The sequence below is a fragment of the Pseudomonas sp. LjRoot71 genome, from assembly GCF_964253255.1.
In the GTDB taxonomy this organism is placed as follows: Bacteria; Pseudomonadota; Gammaproteobacteria; order Pseudomonadales; family Pseudomonadaceae; genus Aquipseudomonas.
The window spans coordinates 302,300-318,647 of sequence record NZ_CAXURA020000001.1 but is presented as its reverse complement, the minus strand read 5'-3'; the positions used below and the strand labels follow the sequence as shown (position 1 = coordinate 318,647).

The following is a 16,348-nucleotide window of genomic DNA, read 5'->3' as shown; positions in this document are numbered from 1 at the left end:
CAAGGGAGTAGCTAAATCGGTACTGCGTTCAATTGTTGGGGGAGGCTGGGCAGCCAAGAATCTGTGGCAGATCGGGAAAAATTCCCGGTGATAACAATGAACCCACAGAGGTAGCCGCAATGAAACACACCGGTCTTCGCCAGCCTTTCCTCCTCACCGCGCTGTGCGCGGCGATGCTGATGCCGTCCGCCGCCGCCCTGGCGGTGACCGATGAGGAAATCCTCAAGGACGCCACCACCACCGACCAGATCGTCACCAACGGCCTGGGGCTGCAAGGCCAACGCTACAGCCCGCTGGCCACACTCAACACAGACAACATCAAGGACTTGCGCCCGGTATGGACGCTGTCCTTCGGTGGCGAGAAGCAGCGTGGTCAGCAAGCGCAGCCGCTGATCAAGGACGGCGTGATGTATGTCACCGCGTCCTACTCGCGGGTGTTTGCCGTCGATGCCCGCACCGGGCGCGAGCTGTGGCAATACGATGCGCGTCTGCCGGATGACATTCGTCCGTGCTGCGACGTGATCAACCGTGGCGTGGCGCTGTATGGCGACCTGGTGATCTTCGGCACCCTGGATGCCAAGCTGGTGGCTCTGCACAAGGACACCGGCAAGGTGGTCTGGCGCAAGAACGTGGCGGACCACAAGGCCGGTTACTCGATCACGGCGGCACCGCTGGTGGTCAACGGCAAGCTGATCACCGGGGTGTCCGGTGGCGAATTCGGCGTGGTCGGCAAAATCGAAGCCTACGACCCGAAAAACGGCGAACTGCTGTGGAGCCGTCCGACCGTGGAAGGTCACATGGGCTACGTCTACAAGGACGGCAAGGCGATTGAGAACGGCATCAGCGGTGGCGAAGCCGGCAAGACCTGGCCGGGTGACCTGTGGAAAACCGGTGGCGCCGCGCCCTGGCTGGGCGGTTACTACGACGCGGAAACCAACCTGCTGCTGTTCGGCACCGGTAACCCGGCGCCGTGGAACTCGCACCTGCGCCCGGGCGACAACCTCTATTCGTCTTCGCGCCTGGCGCTGAACCCGGATGATGGCAGCATCAAGTGGCACTTCCAGACCACCCCGCATGACGGCTGGGACTTCGACGGTGTCAACGAGCTGGTGTCCTTCAACTATCAGGAAGGCGGCAAGACCATCAAGGCCGCAGCCACCGCTGACCGTAACGGCTTCTTCTACGTGCTCGATCGCACCAACGGCAAGTTCATCCGTGGCTTCCCGTTTGTCGACAAGATCACCTGGGCCAAAGGCCTGGACAAGAATGGTCGGCCGATCTACGACGACAGCAACCGTCCTGGTTCGCCAAGCGCGAAGGAAAAGGGCAAGAGCGTGTTCTCCGCGCCGGCCTTCCTCGGTGCGAAGAACTGGATGCCGATGGCCTACAGCCAGGACACCGGGTTGTTCTACGTGCCGTCCAACGAGTGGGGCATGGACATCTGGAACGAGGACATCGCCTACAAGAAAGGCGCGGCCTACCTCGGTGCTGGCTTCACCATCAAGCCGCTGAACGAGGACTACATCGGCGTGCTGCGCGCCATCGACCCGAAAACCGGCAAGGAAGTCTGGCGGCAGAAGAACTACGCGCCGCTGTGGGGTGGGGTGATGACCACCAAGGGTAACCTGGTGTTTACCGGCAACCCGGAAGGTTTCCTGCAGGCCTTCAACGCCAAGACCGGCGAGAAGGTCTGGGAATTCCAGACCGGCTCCGGCGTGCTGGGTTCGCCCGTAACCTGGGAGATGGACGGCGAGCAGTATGTTTCAGTGCTCTCCGGCTGGGGTGGTGCAGTACCACTGTGGGGCGGCGAAGTGGCCAAGCGGGTGAAGAACTACAACCAGGGCGGCATGCTCTGGACCTTCAAACTGCCCAAGGACCTGGTCAGCAAGCGTTGAGTGGTAATTAGCCTGTAGCAAATGGCCGGTCTAGACCGGCCATTTGCATTTGTGCAGCAGGCAAATCGGGTGCGCGCAGGCTTGAATTCTGCGCGCTGCCTATGCTTTGGCACGGCTGCCTCAAGACCAAAGAGGCATGGTCATCTCCGCCGTGCTGTAGCAGCGTGGCAGCATCAACGAAAGCAGGAGCCGCTATGCAGGGCCTTACACGTCGTCAATTGCTCGCCGGGGCCGCCATGCTGCCCTGGCTGTTGCCGGGGGCGCTGCAAGCCAGTGTCGGCCGGGCGCGGGTACTGGTGATCGGCGGTGGTTTTGCCGGCGCTACGGCGGCGCGCTACCTGAAACGTCAGGCCGAGCAGCTGGATGTGGTGCTGATTGAGCCGAAGTCTGACTTTCACACCTGCCCCTTCAGCAATCATGTGCTCGCCGGGCTGCGTGAGCTGCGCAGCCTGCGTCAGGATTACCGCGCCTTGCAGCAGCAACAGGTGCTGCATGTGCGCGAATGGGCGCGGGAAATTGACCTGCAGGCCCGGCAGGTGGTGCTGCAGGGCGGCCAGCGTCTGCGCTATGACCGGTTGTTGCTGGCGCCTGGAATCGACATGGACTGGCAGGCCATCGAAGGTTACGACCGCAATGCCGCCAGCCGTCTGCCGCATGCCTGGCAGGCTGGCGCACAAACCGCTCTGCTGCGCCGGCAACTGCAGGCCATGGACGATGGCGGCCTGGTGATCATCAGCGTGCCGGACAATCCCTATCGCTGCCCGCCGGGGCCCTATGAGCGGGCCAGCCTGATTGCCCATTACCTGAGCCAGGCCAAGCCACGCAGCAAGGTGCTGATCCTCGACAGCAAGGACAGTTTCTCCAAGCAGGCGCTGTTTCAACAGGGTTGGCAGGCGCTTTATGGCGAGCGCATCGAGTGGGTTGGGCGTGCCGGCGATGGTCGCGTGGTGCGCGCCGATGCCGGGCGGCGCGAGCTGCTCTGTGAGTTTGGCCAGCGCCATCGCGCAGCGGTGATCAACCTGATTCCACCGCAGAAAGCCGCCGAAATTGCTGCCCGCAGCGGCTTGGTCGATAGCAGCGGTTGGGTGCCGATTCGCCCGGCCACCTTTCAGGCCCGCGAAGCCGGTGACATCTATGTGGCGGGGGATGCCTGCATCGCCGCGCCCATGCCCAAGTCAGCCTACAGCGCCAATGCTCAGGCCAAAGTGGCAGTGGCGGCCCTGTTGGCAGACCTGGCCGGCCAGGAGCCGCCAAGTGCGGCCTGGCGCAACACCTGTTACAGCGCGCTGGCACCGGGCCAGGCGGTGTCGATTGCGGCCGATTACGGCATTCAGGAGCAGCGCCTGGTTGAGCTGCCAGGCAGCCTGACGCTCAGCCCGTTGCAACCGCCCGCCGGGTTACGGGCACAGGAAGCGGCGCTGGCCGACGCCTGGTACCAGAGCATCTGCATGGATGCCTGGGGGCATCTGGCATGACCCTGCGCCTGCTGGTGTTGCTGGTGCTGGCCGGCCCTGTGGCTGCGCAGCCCTGGGGCCAGGCGCAGCACAGCGTTGAACAGTGGTTGCAGGGCCATGAGGTGCAGACACAAGGGCTGAGCCTGGCGGTGCCGACCTGGGTCGAGGATGGCGCGTTTGTCGCCATTGACCTGACCCTGCGCAATGCCCAGCCCCCGGTATCGCTCAGCCTGCTGCGCAGCGGCGAAGACGATCCGCGTATCGCCACGCTGCACGTGCAGGCCTGGGACGCGCCGCTGCGTCTGTCGACCCGTGTGCGCCTGCCGCGCAGTCAGCAACTGATCGTACTGGCCCGTGATGGGCGCGGGCGTGTGTGGCTGGCGGCGCAGGCGGTGGAGGTGTTGAACAGCAGTTGCCTGTCGCCGAGCACCGCTCAGCCAGGCAGCAACCTGGGGCCGTTGCAGGCCTGGCTGAAGCCGCAGGGACGCGGTCTGGAGTTGCGCAGCCTGTTGCGCCATCCAATGGAAACCGGGCGGCGTCCGAGCGTGGATGGCCAACTGCTGCCCCGGCATTTGCCGACACATTTTGAGGTCAGCGGGACGCACGGCAATCTGCTGCGCATCGAACCTTTCGAGGGTTTGGCGGCCAACCCTTACTGGAGGATGCTGCTGCCCGCCGGGCAGACACCGCTGCTGCTGCGTTGGGTGGATGCCGATGGCCGCGCGTTTAGCCAGCAGCTGCCCTGAAACAGGGCGGTGCACGGCTCTGGGGCGAGCTTTACGGCTCTACTACCAAATGACGAGAGGTTTTGTGCCATGGGCGCATACCGGTCGAGCAGGGCGCTTCCTAAGATCGAACCATGACCTGCTCCACGTCCCAGGGGGCAGGCTCCGCCAACAAGAGAGGTCAATCCCATGCTTTACGCCAAACCCGGTACGCCAGGCGCCGTTATCACCCTCAAACCGCGCTACGGCAACTACATCAATGGTGAGTTTGTTGCCCCGCTGAGTGGCCAGTACTTCAGCAACACCAGCCCGGTGGATGGTTCGGTGATCGGTGAGTTCCCCCGCTCCGACGCCGCCGATATCAACAAGGCGCTGGATGCTGCTCACGCCGCTGCCGATGCCTGGGGCAAGACCTCGGTGCAGGAGCGTTCGCACATTCTGCTGAAGATCGCCGACCGCATCGAAGCCAACCTTGAACTGCTGGCCGTGGCCGAGACCTGGGATAACGGCAAGGCCGTGCGCGAAACCCTCAACGCCGACGTGCCGCTGGCTGCTGACCACTTCCGCTACTACGCCGGGTGCATCCGCGCGCAGGAAGGCAGCACCGCCGAGATCAATGAAGGTACCGTGGCCTACCACTTCCATGAACCGCTGGGCGTGGTCGGGCAGATCATCCCGTGGAACTTCCCGCTGCTGATGGGTGCCTGGAAACTCGCACCGGCTCTGGCCGCTGGCAACGCCATCGTGCTCAAACCGGCCGAGCAGACGCCGCTGTCGATCACCGTGCTGATGGAACTGATTGGCGACCTGCTGCCGCCGGGTGTGCTCAACGTCGTCCAGGGCTTCGGCCGTGAAGCCGGTGAAGCACTGGCCACCAGCAAACGTATTGCCAAGATCGCCTTCACCGGATCGACTCCAGTGGGCTCGCATATCCTCAAGTGTGCCGCCGAAAACATCATCCCGAGCACCGTCGAACTGGGCGGCAAATCGCCGAACATCTTCTTCGCCGACATCATGAATGCCGAGCCGGCGTTTATCGAGAAGGCCGCTGAAGGCCTGGTACTGGGCTTCTTCAACCAGGGCGAGGTGTGCACCTGTCCGTCGCGTGCGCTGGTGCAGGAATCGATCTATGAGTCGTTCATGGTCGAGGTGATGAAGAAGATCAAGCAGATCAAGCGTGGCGATCCGCTGGACACCGACACCATGGTCGGCGCCCAGGCCTCGCAGCAGCAGTTCGACAAGATCCTCAGCTACCTGGAGATCGCCCAGCAGGAAGGTGCTCAGGTGCTCACCGGCGGTGGCGTGGAGAAACTCGAAGGCAACCTGGCCAACGGTTACTACATCCAGCCGACCCTGCTCAAGGGCACTAACCAGATGCGCGTGTTCCAGGAAGAAATCTTTGGCCCGGTGATCGGCGTGACCACCTTCAAGGACGAAGACGAAGCGCTGGCGATTGCCAACGACACCGAGTTCGGCCTGGGTGCAGGCGTGTGGAGCCGCGACATCAACGTCGCCTACCGCATGGGTCGGGCAATCAAGGCCGGTCGCGTATGGACCAACTGCTACCACCTGTACCCGGCGCACGCCGCGTTCGGTGGCTACAAGAAATCCGGTGTGGGCCGTGAAACCCACAAGATGATGCTCGACCACTACCAGCAGACCAAGAACCTGCTGGTGAGCTACGACATCAACCCGCTGGGCTTCTTCTAACTCGTGTAACCCCGGCGTATCCGCTCCAGTGCGCCGGGCTCCTTCCTGCGATTCGCCGGTCGGCGAGATCTGTTTGTGGTCTGGGCAGATAACTGCTGCAGCAGGTCACTATCGCAACGCGGCTTCGGCCGCGTTTTTTATTGCGCCGTGCCAAACATGTACCTGTAGGGTGCGCCGTGCGCACCGCAGGCCAGTGCTTCCACTATTGCGCGGCGCGCGGCGCACCCTAAATCGGTTGGCATCAGCCGGGGCCCGTAAACGCTACCAATGTCAGCAGAAATTCATCCCAAAGTACCATTTGGCTGCTGTCGGTCGGGGGGCTTAATGAAGGGGCCGGAATTCGCCGGCGTCGATAAGAAGAGGACCGCGCCATGTGGACTAAACCCGCCTACACCGACCTGCGTATTGGTTTCGAAGTGACCATGTACTTCGCCAATCGTTGAGCCGTTTTGCCCCGGCATTGCCGGGGCATCCCAACAGGCATGCCCATCGGCATCGCAATCGGAAGCGTCCATGCATATCCAGATTCTTGGCTCCGCCGCCGGCGGTGGCTTCCCCCAGTGGAACTGCAACTGCCGTAACTGCCGTGGCGTGCGCGCGGGCAGCGTACGGGCGCAGCCACGTACCCAGTCTTCGATTGCCCTGAGTGACAATGGCCAGGACTGGATCCTGTGCAACGCCTCGCCGGATATCCGCGTACAGATCGAAGCCTTTCCTGCGCTCAACCCGGCGCGTCGGCTGCGCGACAGCGCCATCGCCGGGATCATCCTGCTCGACAGCCAGATCGACCACACCACTGGCCTGCTGACCCTGCGCGAAGGCTGTCCGCACCAGGTCTGGTGCAGCGAGATGGTGCATCAGGACCTGACCAGCGGCTTTCCCCTGTTCAACATGCTCAGCCACTGGAATGGCGGTTTGCAGCACAACCTGATTACCCTCGATGGCGAGCCGTTCAGCATTGCGGCCTGTGCCAACTTGTCGATCACGGCCGTGCCGCTGCGCAGCAGTGCACCGCCGTATTCACCGCACCGTGGCAACCCGCATCCGGGCGACAACATTGGTTTGTTTGTCGAGGATCGCCGCACCGGCAGCACGCTGTTCTATGCCCCCGGTCTGGGTCAGGTTGATGAACCGTTGCTGGCCTGGATGCGCCGCGCCGACTGCCTGCTGGTGGACGGTACGCTGTGGCGCGATGATGAAATGCGCGTGTGCGAAGTGGGCGACAAGCTCGGCAGCGAGATGGGCCATCTGTGCCAGAGCGGTCCTGGCGGCATGATCGAGGTGCTCGACGGCCTGCCATCCGCGCGCAAGATCCTTATTCATATCAACAACACCAACCCGATTCTCGACCTGGATTCGCCTGAGCGCGCCGAACTCGACGCGCACGGTATCGAGGTCGCGTTTGATGGCATGAGCATCGTTTTGTAGGGCGCCCAGGCCGTGCGCACCTCAACGAATGCGGGTGCGCACGGCGCACCCTACGGCAACGCGTATTGGAGATACTGATGAGCCAACCCGCCATGAGCCCTGCCGAGTTTGAGCAGGCCTTGCGCGCCAAGGGCGCGTACTACCACATTCACCACCCGTTTCATCAGGCGATGTATGCCGGCCACGCCAGCCGTGAGCAGATTCAAGGGTGGGTGGCCAATCGCTTCTACTACCAACTGAACATCCCGCTCAAGGATGCGGCGATCCTGGCCAACTGCGCCGATCGCGACACCCGCCGCGAATGGTTGCAACGCATTCTTGACCACGACGGTGCGCAGGGCGAGGAGGGCGGTATCGAAGCCTGGCTGCGTCTGGCTGAAGCCGTGGGCCTTGAGCGCGAGCAGGTGCTGTCGCAAGAGCTGGTGCTGCCCGGCGTGCGCTTTGCCGTGGATGCCTACGTCAATTTCGCCCGCCGCGCGTCCTGGCAGGAGGCCGCCAGCAGCTCGCTGACCGAACTGTTCGCCCCGCAAATCCACCAGTCACGCCTGGACAGTTGGCCGCAGCATTACCCCTGGATCGATGCCGAGGGTTACAGCTATTTTCGCGCGCGGTTGCAACAGGCGCGTCGTGATGTCGAGCATGGCCTGCGGATCACCCTGGAGCACTACCGCACCCGTGAAGCGCAGGAGCGCATGCTGGAAATTCTGCAATTCAAGCTGGATGTGCTGTGGAGCATGCTCGACGCCATGAGCATGGCCTACCAGCTGGAGCGCGCGCCGTATCACACGGTGACCGCCGAGCGCGTCTGGCATCGGGGGATTGCGCTATGAGCCACAGACAAAAGGTGCGCATGGCGCACCCTACGGGTGAACGGTATGTAGGGTGCGCCGCGCGCACCGCAACGGAGCCGAGATTATGACTGCCACCATCCTGCCCACTATCCCCGCCATTCGCCGCGGCTTTCGTCTGCAATTCGAGCCGGCCCAGGGTTGCCATGTACTGCTCTACCCGGAAGGCATGATCAAGCTCAACGACAGTGCCAGTGAGATTCTCCAGCAGGTCGATGGCAAGCGCTCGGTGGCCGAGATCATCGACAGCCTGCACCAGCGTTTCCCGGATGTGCCGGGGATCGACGAAGATATTCTCGCCTTTATGGAGGTCGCCAGTGCTCAGTTCTGGATCGAGCTTCGCTAAAGCAGGTCATGAACCAGGGCCGCCGCTGTGGCTGCTGGCCGAACTGACCTACCGCTGCCCGCTGCAATGCCCGTACTGCTCCAACCCGCTGGATTTCGCCCAGCAGGGCGCGGAGCTGAGCACTGCCGAGTGGATCGAGGTGTTCCGCCAGGCCCGTGAGCTGGGCGCGGCGCAACTGGGTTTTTCCGGCGGCGAGCCGCTGGTGCGCCAGGACCTGGCCGAGCTGATCAAGGCCGCGCGTGATCTGGGTTATTACACCAACCTGATCACCTCTGGTATCGGTCTGACCGAAGCGCGTATTGCTGAGTTCTCCGAGGCCGGGCTTGATCATATCCAGATCAGCTTTCAGGCCGCCGACGAGGAGGTGAACAACCTGCTGGCCGGCTCGAAAAAGGCTTTCGCTCACAAGCTGGCCATGGCCCGTGCGGTCAAGGCGCATGGCTACCCGATGGTGCTGAACTTCGTCACCCACCGGCACAATATCGATAACATCGAGCGGATCATCGAGCTGTGCCTGGAGCTGGAGGCGGATTTCGTCGAGCTGGCCACCTGCCAGTTCTATGGCTGGGCCGAACTGAATCGCGCAGGGCTGCTGCCGACCCGTGCCCAGTTGGAGCGCGCCGAACGCATCACCAATCAGTGGCGCGACAAGCTGGCGGCCGAGAATCACCCCTGCAAGCTGATCTTCGTCACCCCGGACTATTACGAGGAGCGTCCCAAGGCCTGCATGAACGGCTGGGGCAACCTGTTCCTCGACATCACCCCGGATGGCACCGCGTTGCCGTGTCATAGCGCGCGGCAGTTGCCGGTGCAGTTTCCCAATGTGCGCGAGCACAGCCTTGAACATATCTGGCGGCATTCCTTCGGTTTCAACCGCTTCCGTGGTGATGACTGGATGCCCGAGCCATGCCGCAGCTGTGACGAGAAACACAAGGACTTCGGCGGCTGTCGTTGCCAGGCCTTTATGCTCACCGGCGATGCCAGCAACGCCGACCCGGTGTGCAGCAAGTCGGCGCACCATGGCGTGATTCTCGCCGCGCGCCAGCAGGCCGATGACGCGCCGCTGGGGCTGGAGGCCCTGCAATACCGCAATGAGAAGGCCTCGCGGATCATATGCAAGGCCTGATCGACCCCGACGCGATCTGGAGCGCCGAACAGGCCGCAGCGGCCAGCGCTGACTTCGCCGAACTGCATGCGGCCCACGGCGGAGTGTTGTGGGTGGCGTTTGATCCGTTACTGGCGCGCTGTGGGTTGTTCTTTTGTCGTGATGGAGTCGTGACTGAACTGACCCCGCCGGGGTTCTCCGTACGCAGCCGGGTTTACGAATACGGCGGTGGTGCGTGCTGTGCCACGGAGCAGGGCGTGGCCTTCGTCAATGAAAATGATCAGCAGGTTTACCTGATCGATATCACCGAGAGCGGCGGTGCGCACAGCGCACCCTACGGCGTGACCGACTCACCCAACTGCCGTTATGGCGACCTGTGTTTTGTGCCCGCTTGGCAGGCGCTGCTGGCCGTGGAGGAAAGCCATGAAGGCGGCGCGGTGGTGCATCGCCTAGTGCGTATTGGTCTGACGGGCAAGCGCGAGGTACTGGTCGAAGGCGCTGATTTTTACGTCGCGCCAGTGGCCAATACCGATGGCCAGCGGCTGGCCTGGATCGAATGGGATCGCCCCGATCAGCCCTGGGTTGCCACACGCCTGTGCCAACGTAAGTCGGGCGAGCGCACCCAGGTGCTGGCCGGGCAGGGGCGTGATCAATCGTTGCAGCAGCCGCGTTTCGATGTGCAGGGCCGGTTGTGGGTGCTGAGCGACAAGGCGGGTTGGTGGCAGCCCAGGTGCGTTGATAAACAGCATGATGCACGCGCTGCGCCCTTTGATCATGCCCCCGCGCCCTGGCAACTGGGCGGTCGAACCTACCTGCCGCTGGAAAACGGCGAACTGTTGCTGACGCGTTTCGAGCAAGGCACAGGCGTTCTTGTAGGGTGCGCTGCGCGCACCGATTGTTTTGCTGCCGAGACTGATGGTGCGCACGGTGCAACCTACGAGCGGCAACTCGCCGAGCACTTCACGCGTTTTCGCAGCCTGGCTGCCGATGCCGCTTACTTCTATTGCATCGCTGCCGCACCGAATCGCCTGCCGGCGGTGCTGGCGATTAGCCGAGGCGATGGTACGGTGCAGATACTGGCCGGTGGTGAACAGCCACTGGGCGAGGAACAACTGTCCCGCCCCCAACCATTTAACTGCGTTGTGGGTGAAGGCGAACGCAGCCACGGTTTTTTCTACTCGCCGGTATCAACCGGGGAGCGCCCGCCGCTGGTGATCTTTCTGCATGGCGGCCCCACCTCGGCCTGCTACCCGGTGTTCGACCCGCGTATCGCCTTCTGGACCCTGCGCGGTTATGCGGTGCTCGACCTCAATTACCGTGGCAGCAGCGGCTATGGTCGCGCCTATCGTCTGCGTCTGGCTGCGCAATGGGGCGAGCTGGAGGTCGAGGACATTCGCGCCGCTATCGATGCGCTGGCCGCTGCTGGTCGTATTGATCCGCAACGCGTGTTCGTACGCGGCGCCAGCGCGGGGGGCTTCAGCGCGCTGCGGGCTTTGGTCGAGCTGCCGCCGCTTCGTGGGGGAGCCAGTCTCTATGGCGTCAGTGACCCGCTGGCGCTGCGCAGGCAGACCCACAAGTTCGAGGCGGATTACCTCGACTGGCTGATTGGCGACCCGGAGCAGGATGCCGAGCGCTACCGGGAGCGCACCCCCCTGGTGCAGGCCGAGCGGATCACGGCACCGGTTATTTTCTTCCAGGGCGCGCTGGATGCCGTGGTGGTACCGAGCCAGACCGAGGCCATGGTCGAAGCATTACGCCAGCGTGGGTTGCCGGTGGAATATCAGCTGTTCGCCGACGAACGCCACGGTTTCCGTCAGGCCGCCAATCTGGCCGCCGCGTTGCGTGCCGAATATGGGTTTTATCAGCAGTTGAGCTGAGCGCAGGTCGCATTGCATAAACCGAGCAATGCAGTAGGCTGGCGCATACCTCGCTTAACCTATTCCATAACAACAAGAACAGGCCGTTGTATGAGCCACACCCTCAGCCAGTTACGTAAATTCGTTTCACCGGAAATCATTTTTGGTGCCGGTTGCCGGCACAACGTTGCCAACTACGCCAGTACCTTTGGTGCGCGTAAGGTGCTGGTGGTGTCCGACCCCGGCGTGGTTGCCGCCGGCTGGGTCGCGGATGTTGAAGCCAGCCTGCAGGCGCAGAATATCGACTACTGCCTGTACACCGATGTATCGCCCAACCCACGGGTTGAAGAGGTGATGCTCGGCGCGGAAATCTACCGGGCCAACGCCTGCAACGTGATCGTTGCCATTGGTGGCGGCAGCCCGATGGACTGCGCCAAAGGCATCGGTATTGCTGTCGCTCACGGCCGCAGCATTCTCGAATTCGAAGGCGTGGACACCATCCGTGTGCCCAGCCCGCCGCTGATCCTGATTCCCACCACCGCCGGCACCTCGGCCGACGTGTCGCAGTTCGTGATCATCTCCAACCAACAGGAACGGATGAAGTTCTCCATCGTCAGCAAAGCGGTAGTGCCGGATGTATCGCTGATCGACCCGGAAACCACCCTGAGCATGGATCCGTTCCTCAGCGCCTGTACCGGCATCGATGCACTGGTGCATGCCATCGAAGCCTTCGTTTCCACCGGCAGTGGCCCGCTCACCGATACCCATGCGCTGGAGGCCATGCGCCTGATCAACGGCAACCTGGTGCAGATGATTGCCACGCCGAACGATATTGCCCTGCGCGAGAAGATCATGCTCGGCAGCATGCAGGCCGGGCTGGCGTTCTCCAATGCGATTCTCGGCGCGGTGCATGCGATGAGCCACAGCCTCGGCGGCTTTCTCGATCTGCCCCATGGCATGTGTAATGCGGCGCTGGTCGAGCATGTGGTGGCGTTCAACTACAGTGCCGCACCCGAGCGTTTCAGCATGGTTGCGCAAACCCTCGGTATCGATGTGCGCGGGCTCAACCACAACCAGATCCGCCAGCGGCTGGTAGAGCATCTGGTGACCTTCAAGAAGTCCGTAGGCTTTCATGAAACCCTCAAGCTGCACGGGGTTTCCAGCTCCGATATTCCGTTCCTCTCGCGGCATGCCATGGAAGACCCGTGCATCCTGACCAACCCGCGTGAGTCCAGTCAGCGTGATGTCGAGGTCGTCTATGGCGAAGCCCTCTGATTTGCCGCAGTCGCAGAGTGAGGCCCTTGCCGGCCTGCTGGGGCTGGGCAGTCATTCGGCACGCAAAAGCCATTACCCCGAGCTATTGGCGCGCCTGGAGGAGCTGGAAACCGAGCGCAACCGCTACAAATGGTTGTTCGAGCACGCCGTGCACGGGATTTTCCAGGCCAGCCTGCAGGACGGCCTGCTTGCCGCCAATCCAGCCCTGGCGCGTATGCTGGGGTACGACGATCCGCAGCAGGTGCTCTGGTCGCTGACGGGCTTGGCCAACTACCTGTTCGTTGGCGGTGTTGCCGAGCTGGAACATATACGTAGCGTGCTGGCCCATGAACCTGGGCTGTTTGGCTATGAAACCCAGCTGCGCCGCCGTGACGGCAGCGTGATCGACGTGCTGATGAACCTGCTGCTCAAACCCGATGAGAACGGTCTGTTCGAAGGCTTTGTCGCCGATATCACCGAGCGCAAACAGGCCCAGCAACGCCTGCAACAACTCAATGACGAACTGGAACAACGGGTCGGCGCACGCACCGGTGAGTTGCAGGAGGCCAACCGCAACCTGTTGCAGCAGATCGTCGAGCGCAAGCGGATCGAGAAGGCCCTGCGCGAAGCCCGTGATGCCGCTGAAGAGGCCAACCGCAGCAAGGACAAGTACCTGGCCGCCGCTAGCCACGACTTGCTGCAACCGCTGAACGCCGCGCGCCTGCTGATCTCGACCCTGCGCGAGCGCAGCCTGCCGGCCAGTGAGCAGAACCTAGTGGAGCGCACTCACCAGGCACTGGAAGGCGCCGAAGACCTGCTTACCGATCTGCTGAACATTGCCCGCCTGGATCAGGCGGCGATCAAACCCGATCTGGACGTCTACAGCCTCGACGAGCTGCTTGCGCCACTGGCCTCGGAGTTTCAGCCGGTGGCAGCTGCAGCCGGGCTGCAACTGCGCGTACGTCATGGCGAGCACCTGCTCAATACTGACCTGCGCCTGCTCACGCGCATCCTGCGTAATTTTCTCAGCAACGCCTGCCGTTATACCGAGCAGGGCCGTGTGCTGCTTGGCGCGCGCAAGCGTGGCGGGTATGTCGAGTTGCAGGTGTGGGACAGCGGCACGGGGATTGCCGAAGACCAGTTGCAAAGCATCTTCCTTGAATTCAACCAGCTGAATGTCGGCCGCGCCGCCGAACGCAAGGGCGTGGGCCTGGGCCTGGCGATTGTCGAGCGGATTGCGCGCATCCTCGGTTACCCGATCAAGGTGCGTTCACAACCGGGGCGTGGTTCGGTGTTCAGCATTCAGGTGCCACTGGCCAGCGGCAGCCAGCCGCGCACATTGGCAGCACCGATGCCGCCACAACAGCGCCTGGGGGATCCGCTGCCAGGGCGGCGATTATTGGTGCTGGATAACGAGCTGAGCATTCTGCACAGCATGAGAGCACTGCTGGAACAGTGGGGCTGCGAGGTACTCACCGCCACCGATCAGGCCACTGCGTTGCAGGTGCTTGGCCTGCAGGCCCCGGAATTGATCCTGGCCGACTTCCACCTCGACCATGGGGTGGTTGGCAGCCAGGTGGTGCAGCATTTGCGTGAGCACTTCGGGGTGACAATTCCCGCGGTGATGATTACCGCTGATCGCAGCGATCAGTGCCGTCGTGAACTGCACGGCATGGGCGTGCCTCTGCTCAACAAACCGGTCAAACCCGGCAAGCTGCGCGCGGTGCTGAGCCAGATTCTGCAAAGCGCCTGAGCCTCGCTAAGCGCGCGCTTACAAACTGGCCAGTACCGCGCAGTTACGGCCCTGGGTCTTGGCCTGGTAGAGCGCGGCATCTGCATGTTGCAGGAGCATGCTGGCGGTTTGCTCGGCGCTGGGCACCAGGACTGCTACGCCAATGCTTACGCTCACGCGGCCGCTGGGTGCCTGACTGTGTGGCAAGGCCAGTGCGTCGAGTGCCTGGATCACTCGGTTGGCAATCTCCAGTGCGCCCTGGGCATCGGTCATCGGTGCGATAAACACAAATTCCTCGCCGCCGTAGCGCGCCACCCGATCACTGGCGCGGCTGACCGTGGTGGCCAGGGTTTGCGCAATCTGCCGCAGGCAGGCGTCACCGGCCGGGTGGCCGTAGTGGTCGTTATAGCGTTTGAACCAATCCACATCGAGTATGGCCAGGGCCAAGGGCTGTCCCTGGCGCACGGCGCGCTGCCATTCCTGCTGCAGGATGCTGTCGAAGTGACGGCGGTTGGCGATACCGGTCAGGCTGTCGGTGAGGCTCAGGGTTTCCAGCTTGTTGTTGAGCAGCTGCAATTCATCGGTGCGTTGTGCCACCCGTTGTTCCAGCTCGCGCTCGGAGCTTTTCAGGGTGTCCACCAGTTGCTGCTGTGCGTGCAGCAGTTGTTCCTGCACCCTGGCCTTGTCGCGGCGCATGACGTTGAAACGGTCGGCCAGTGCGAAGGCCAGCAGGAGCATTTCCATCGCCGAGCCGAGCTGGATGCCATCCACAGTAAAGGCATTGGTGGGCACGATGCCCATGGCCCGCAGAGTAGTCATCGCGCCCCCAAGCATCAGCAGGGCAAAGGCGGCGAGAAAGAAATAGGCGCTGCGCTGGCGCTTGATGGCGCAGGCCACCACCACCGCAAGAATCACCAGCACGTTGCTCAGGTACAGCAGGATTGCCGCACGTGCCAGCATTGGCAGGGCCAGGGCATAGGCCAGCGGAGTGAGGGCAAAGAGCACGATCAGCCCGAGCAGCAGGCGATCCACTCTGGGCAGCAACTGATCTGTGCGCAGCATGCGCCGCATAAACAGCATCAGTGCACTGACCGTCAGGGAGGCGCCGGAGTAGTAGGCCGCGTTAGAGTCGAGGACCGTGCCGCCTGGCAGAAATTCGCCCATCAGCCCGTTCTTGATGGCCAGTGTGCAGACCATGCAGGCGACAAAGGCCACATAAAGCAGGTAGATGCGATCGCGCAGGGCGACAAACAGCATCAGGTTGAACAGGATCATCGCGCTGGCAATGCCGAAGTACCAGGCCTGCACCAGGTAGTCGTCACGCTCGTGCAGGTGGAATGCCGCGTCTGACCACAGCCGTAATGGTACCAGCAGGCCAACGCTGGAATGCACGCGCAGGTACACCACCTGTTCACTGTCAGGCGGCAGGCTCAGCGGGAACACGAAGTTACGGTTGGGGTACAGGCGCGCGGTGGCGGTGTCACAGCCCGTGGCGTAGCTCTGGTAGTGGCCCTGGGCATCCGGCAGATAGGCCTGGACATGCGAGATACGCGGGTTTTCCACTACCAGCATGTGCGCTAGCGGGTGTTTACTGCTGTTACGCAGGGTCAGCCGCAGCCAGTAGGCCGAGCGGGTAAACCCCAGTGTCAGGGAGCTGCTATCCGGCAGGTCGCCACGAAAGCGCGCGGCCTGCTCGGGCGTCTGTACATCGGCCAGGCTCAGGCTGTGCTCGGGGTCTTCCAGCAGGGCGACATACTGGGTGAGTGACAGCGGTTCGCTCGGCATCACGCTGACGTCCACCACCTGCGCACGTGCCCAGGCTGGAACCGCCAGGCAGATCAGACAGGTCAGCAACCAGGTGCTCAGCCACTGACGGACGCGGGGGGTGTGCATGTGAGCTACCGCTGAGTGGATAAAGGCAAACGTGGCGCTGGTAAAACCGGCCCATGGTTTTGCGCGGCGAGTTTACAAGAGTGGCCGGGTGCCGACCAAACA

General features: G+C 62.8%; 13 protein-coding genes. 12 read left to right on the top strand and 1 reads right to left on the bottom strand.

Going from position 1 to position 16,348, the window contains the following annotated elements; translation table 11 throughout:
• Positions 1–119: 119 nt before the first annotated feature.
• The 12 genes from ACSQ17_RS01535 to ACSQ17_RS01480 all read left to right on the top strand — a co-directional run bounded on the left by ACSQ17_RS01535 (position 120) and on the right by ACSQ17_RS01480 (position 14,374).
• Entirely contained in the window at positions 120–1,895 is a 1,776-nt protein-coding gene (locus ACSQ17_RS01535; protein WP_233684633.1) for a methanol/ethanol family PQQ-dependent dehydrogenase, read from the top strand.
• Positions 1,896–2,089: 194 nt separating this feature from the next.
• A complete protein-coding gene (locus ACSQ17_RS01530) occupies positions 2,090–3,370 on the top strand; it encodes an FAD-dependent oxidoreductase (protein ID WP_436067301.1) in 1,281 nt (426 codons plus the stop codon).
• Positions 3,367–4,095: a thiosulfate oxidation carrier protein SoxY gene (locus ACSQ17_RS01525; RefSeq protein ID WP_436067300.1), complete on the top strand. Its 729-nt coding sequence runs from the start codon at positions 3,367–3,369 to the stop codon at positions 4,093–4,095. Before ACSQ17_RS01530 ends, ACSQ17_RS01525 begins: the two co-directional genes overlap by 4 nt.
• A 168-nt stretch (positions 4,096–4,263) precedes the next feature.
• A complete protein-coding gene (gene exaC, locus ACSQ17_RS01520; RefSeq protein ID WP_436067299.1) occupies positions 4,264–5,784 on the top strand; it encodes an acetaldehyde dehydrogenase ExaC in 1,521 nt (506 codons plus the stop codon).
• Positions 5,785–6,155: 371 nt separating this feature from the next.
• Entirely contained in the window at positions 6,156–6,227 is a 72-nt protein-coding gene (gene pqqA, locus ACSQ17_RS01515) for a pyrroloquinoline quinone precursor peptide PqqA (protein ID WP_003243383.1), read from the top strand.
• A 70-nt stretch (positions 6,228–6,297) separates the two neighbouring features.
• Positions 6,298–7,212 carry a pyrroloquinoline quinone biosynthesis protein PqqB gene (gene pqqB / locus ACSQ17_RS01510; RefSeq protein WP_090252832.1) on the top strand — a complete coding sequence of 305 codons (915 nt, stop codon included), beginning with the start codon at positions 6,298–6,300 and terminating at the stop codon, positions 7,210–7,212.
• A 77-nt stretch (positions 7,213–7,289) separates the two neighbouring features.
• Entirely contained in the window at positions 7,290–8,042 is a 753-nt protein-coding gene (pqqC, locus tag ACSQ17_RS01505; protein WP_422909651.1) for a pyrroloquinoline-quinone synthase PqqC, read from the top strand.
• An 85-nt stretch (positions 8,043–8,127) separates the two neighbouring features.
• On the top strand, positions 8,128–8,406 hold the full coding sequence (gene pqqD, locus ACSQ17_RS01500) for a pyrroloquinoline quinone biosynthesis peptide chaperone PqqD (protein ID WP_090252838.1): 279 nt from the start codon (positions 8,128–8,130) through the stop codon (positions 8,404–8,406).
• Positions 8,378–9,532 carry a pyrroloquinoline quinone biosynthesis protein PqqE gene (gene pqqE / locus ACSQ17_RS01495; RefSeq protein ID WP_436067298.1) on the top strand — a complete coding sequence of 385 codons (1,155 nt, stop codon included), beginning with the start codon at positions 8,378–8,380 and terminating at the stop codon, positions 9,530–9,532. The genes pqqD and pqqE overlap by 29 nt, the downstream gene beginning before the upstream one ends.
• Entirely contained in the window at positions 9,520–11,388 is a 1,869-nt protein-coding gene (locus ACSQ17_RS01490; RefSeq protein WP_436067297.1) for an alpha/beta hydrolase family protein, read from the top strand. The genes pqqE and ACSQ17_RS01490 overlap by 13 nt, the downstream gene beginning before the upstream one ends.
• A 90-nt stretch (positions 11,389–11,478) precedes the next feature.
• A complete protein-coding gene (gene ercA, locus ACSQ17_RS01485) occupies positions 11,479–12,642 on the top strand; it encodes an alcohol dehydrogenase-like regulatory protein ErcA (protein WP_090252847.1) in 1,164 nt (387 codons plus the stop codon).
• Positions 12,626–14,374, top strand: coding sequence for a NahK/ErcS family hybrid sensor histidine kinase/response regulator (locus ACSQ17_RS01480; protein WP_436067296.1), 1,749 nt, complete (start codon positions 12,626–12,628; stop codon positions 14,372–14,374). The genes ercA and ACSQ17_RS01480 overlap by 17 nt, the downstream gene beginning before the upstream one ends.
• Before the next feature lie 18 nt (positions 14,375–14,392).
• Here the strand turns inward: ACSQ17_RS01480 and ACSQ17_RS01475 are convergent, their stop codons facing one another.
• Positions 14,393–16,246: a diguanylate cyclase gene (locus tag ACSQ17_RS01475; RefSeq protein ID WP_436067295.1), complete on the bottom strand. Its 1,854-nt coding sequence runs from the start codon at positions 16,244–16,246 to the stop codon at positions 14,393–14,395.
• Positions 16,247–16,348 lie beyond the last annotated feature (102 nt).

Excerpts from the sequence above, each read along its gene's own strand:
- ACSQ17_RS01535 (WP_233684633.1), top strand. The coding sequence starts at position 120 with ATGAAACACACCGGTCTTCGCCAGCCTTTCCTCCTCACCGCGCTGTGC.
- ACSQ17_RS01530 (WP_436067301.1), top strand. The coding sequence starts at position 2,090 with ATGCAGGGCCTTACACGTCGTCAATTGCTCGCCGGGGCCGCCATGCTG.
- ACSQ17_RS01525 (WP_436067300.1), top strand. The coding sequence starts at position 3,367 with ATGACCCTGCGCCTGCTGGTGTTGCTGGTGCTGGCCGGCCCTGTGGCT.
- exaC (WP_436067299.1), top strand. The coding sequence starts at position 4,264 with ATGCTTTACGCCAAACCCGGTACGCCAGGCGCCGTTATCACCCTCAAA.
- pqqB (WP_090252832.1), top strand. The coding sequence starts at position 6,298 with ATGCATATCCAGATTCTTGGCTCCGCCGCCGGCGGTGGCTTCCCCCAG.
- pqqC (WP_422909651.1), top strand. The coding sequence starts at position 7,290 with ATGAGCCAACCCGCCATGAGCCCTGCCGAGTTTGAGCAGGCCTTGCGC.
- pqqD (WP_090252838.1), top strand. The coding sequence starts at position 8,128 with ATGACTGCCACCATCCTGCCCACTATCCCCGCCATTCGCCGCGGCTTT.
- ACSQ17_RS01490 (WP_436067297.1), top strand. The coding sequence starts at position 9,520 with ATGCAAGGCCTGATCGACCCCGACGCGATCTGGAGCGCCGAACAGGCC.
- ercA (WP_090252847.1), top strand. The coding sequence starts at position 11,479 with ATGAGCCACACCCTCAGCCAGTTACGTAAATTCGTTTCACCGGAAATC.
- ACSQ17_RS01480 (WP_436067296.1), top strand. The coding sequence starts at position 12,626 with ATGGCGAAGCCCTCTGATTTGCCGCAGTCGCAGAGTGAGGCCCTTGCC.
- ACSQ17_RS01475 (WP_436067295.1), bottom strand. The coding sequence starts at position 16,246 with ATGCACACCCCCCGCGTCCGTCAGTGGCTGAGCACCTGGTTGCTGACC.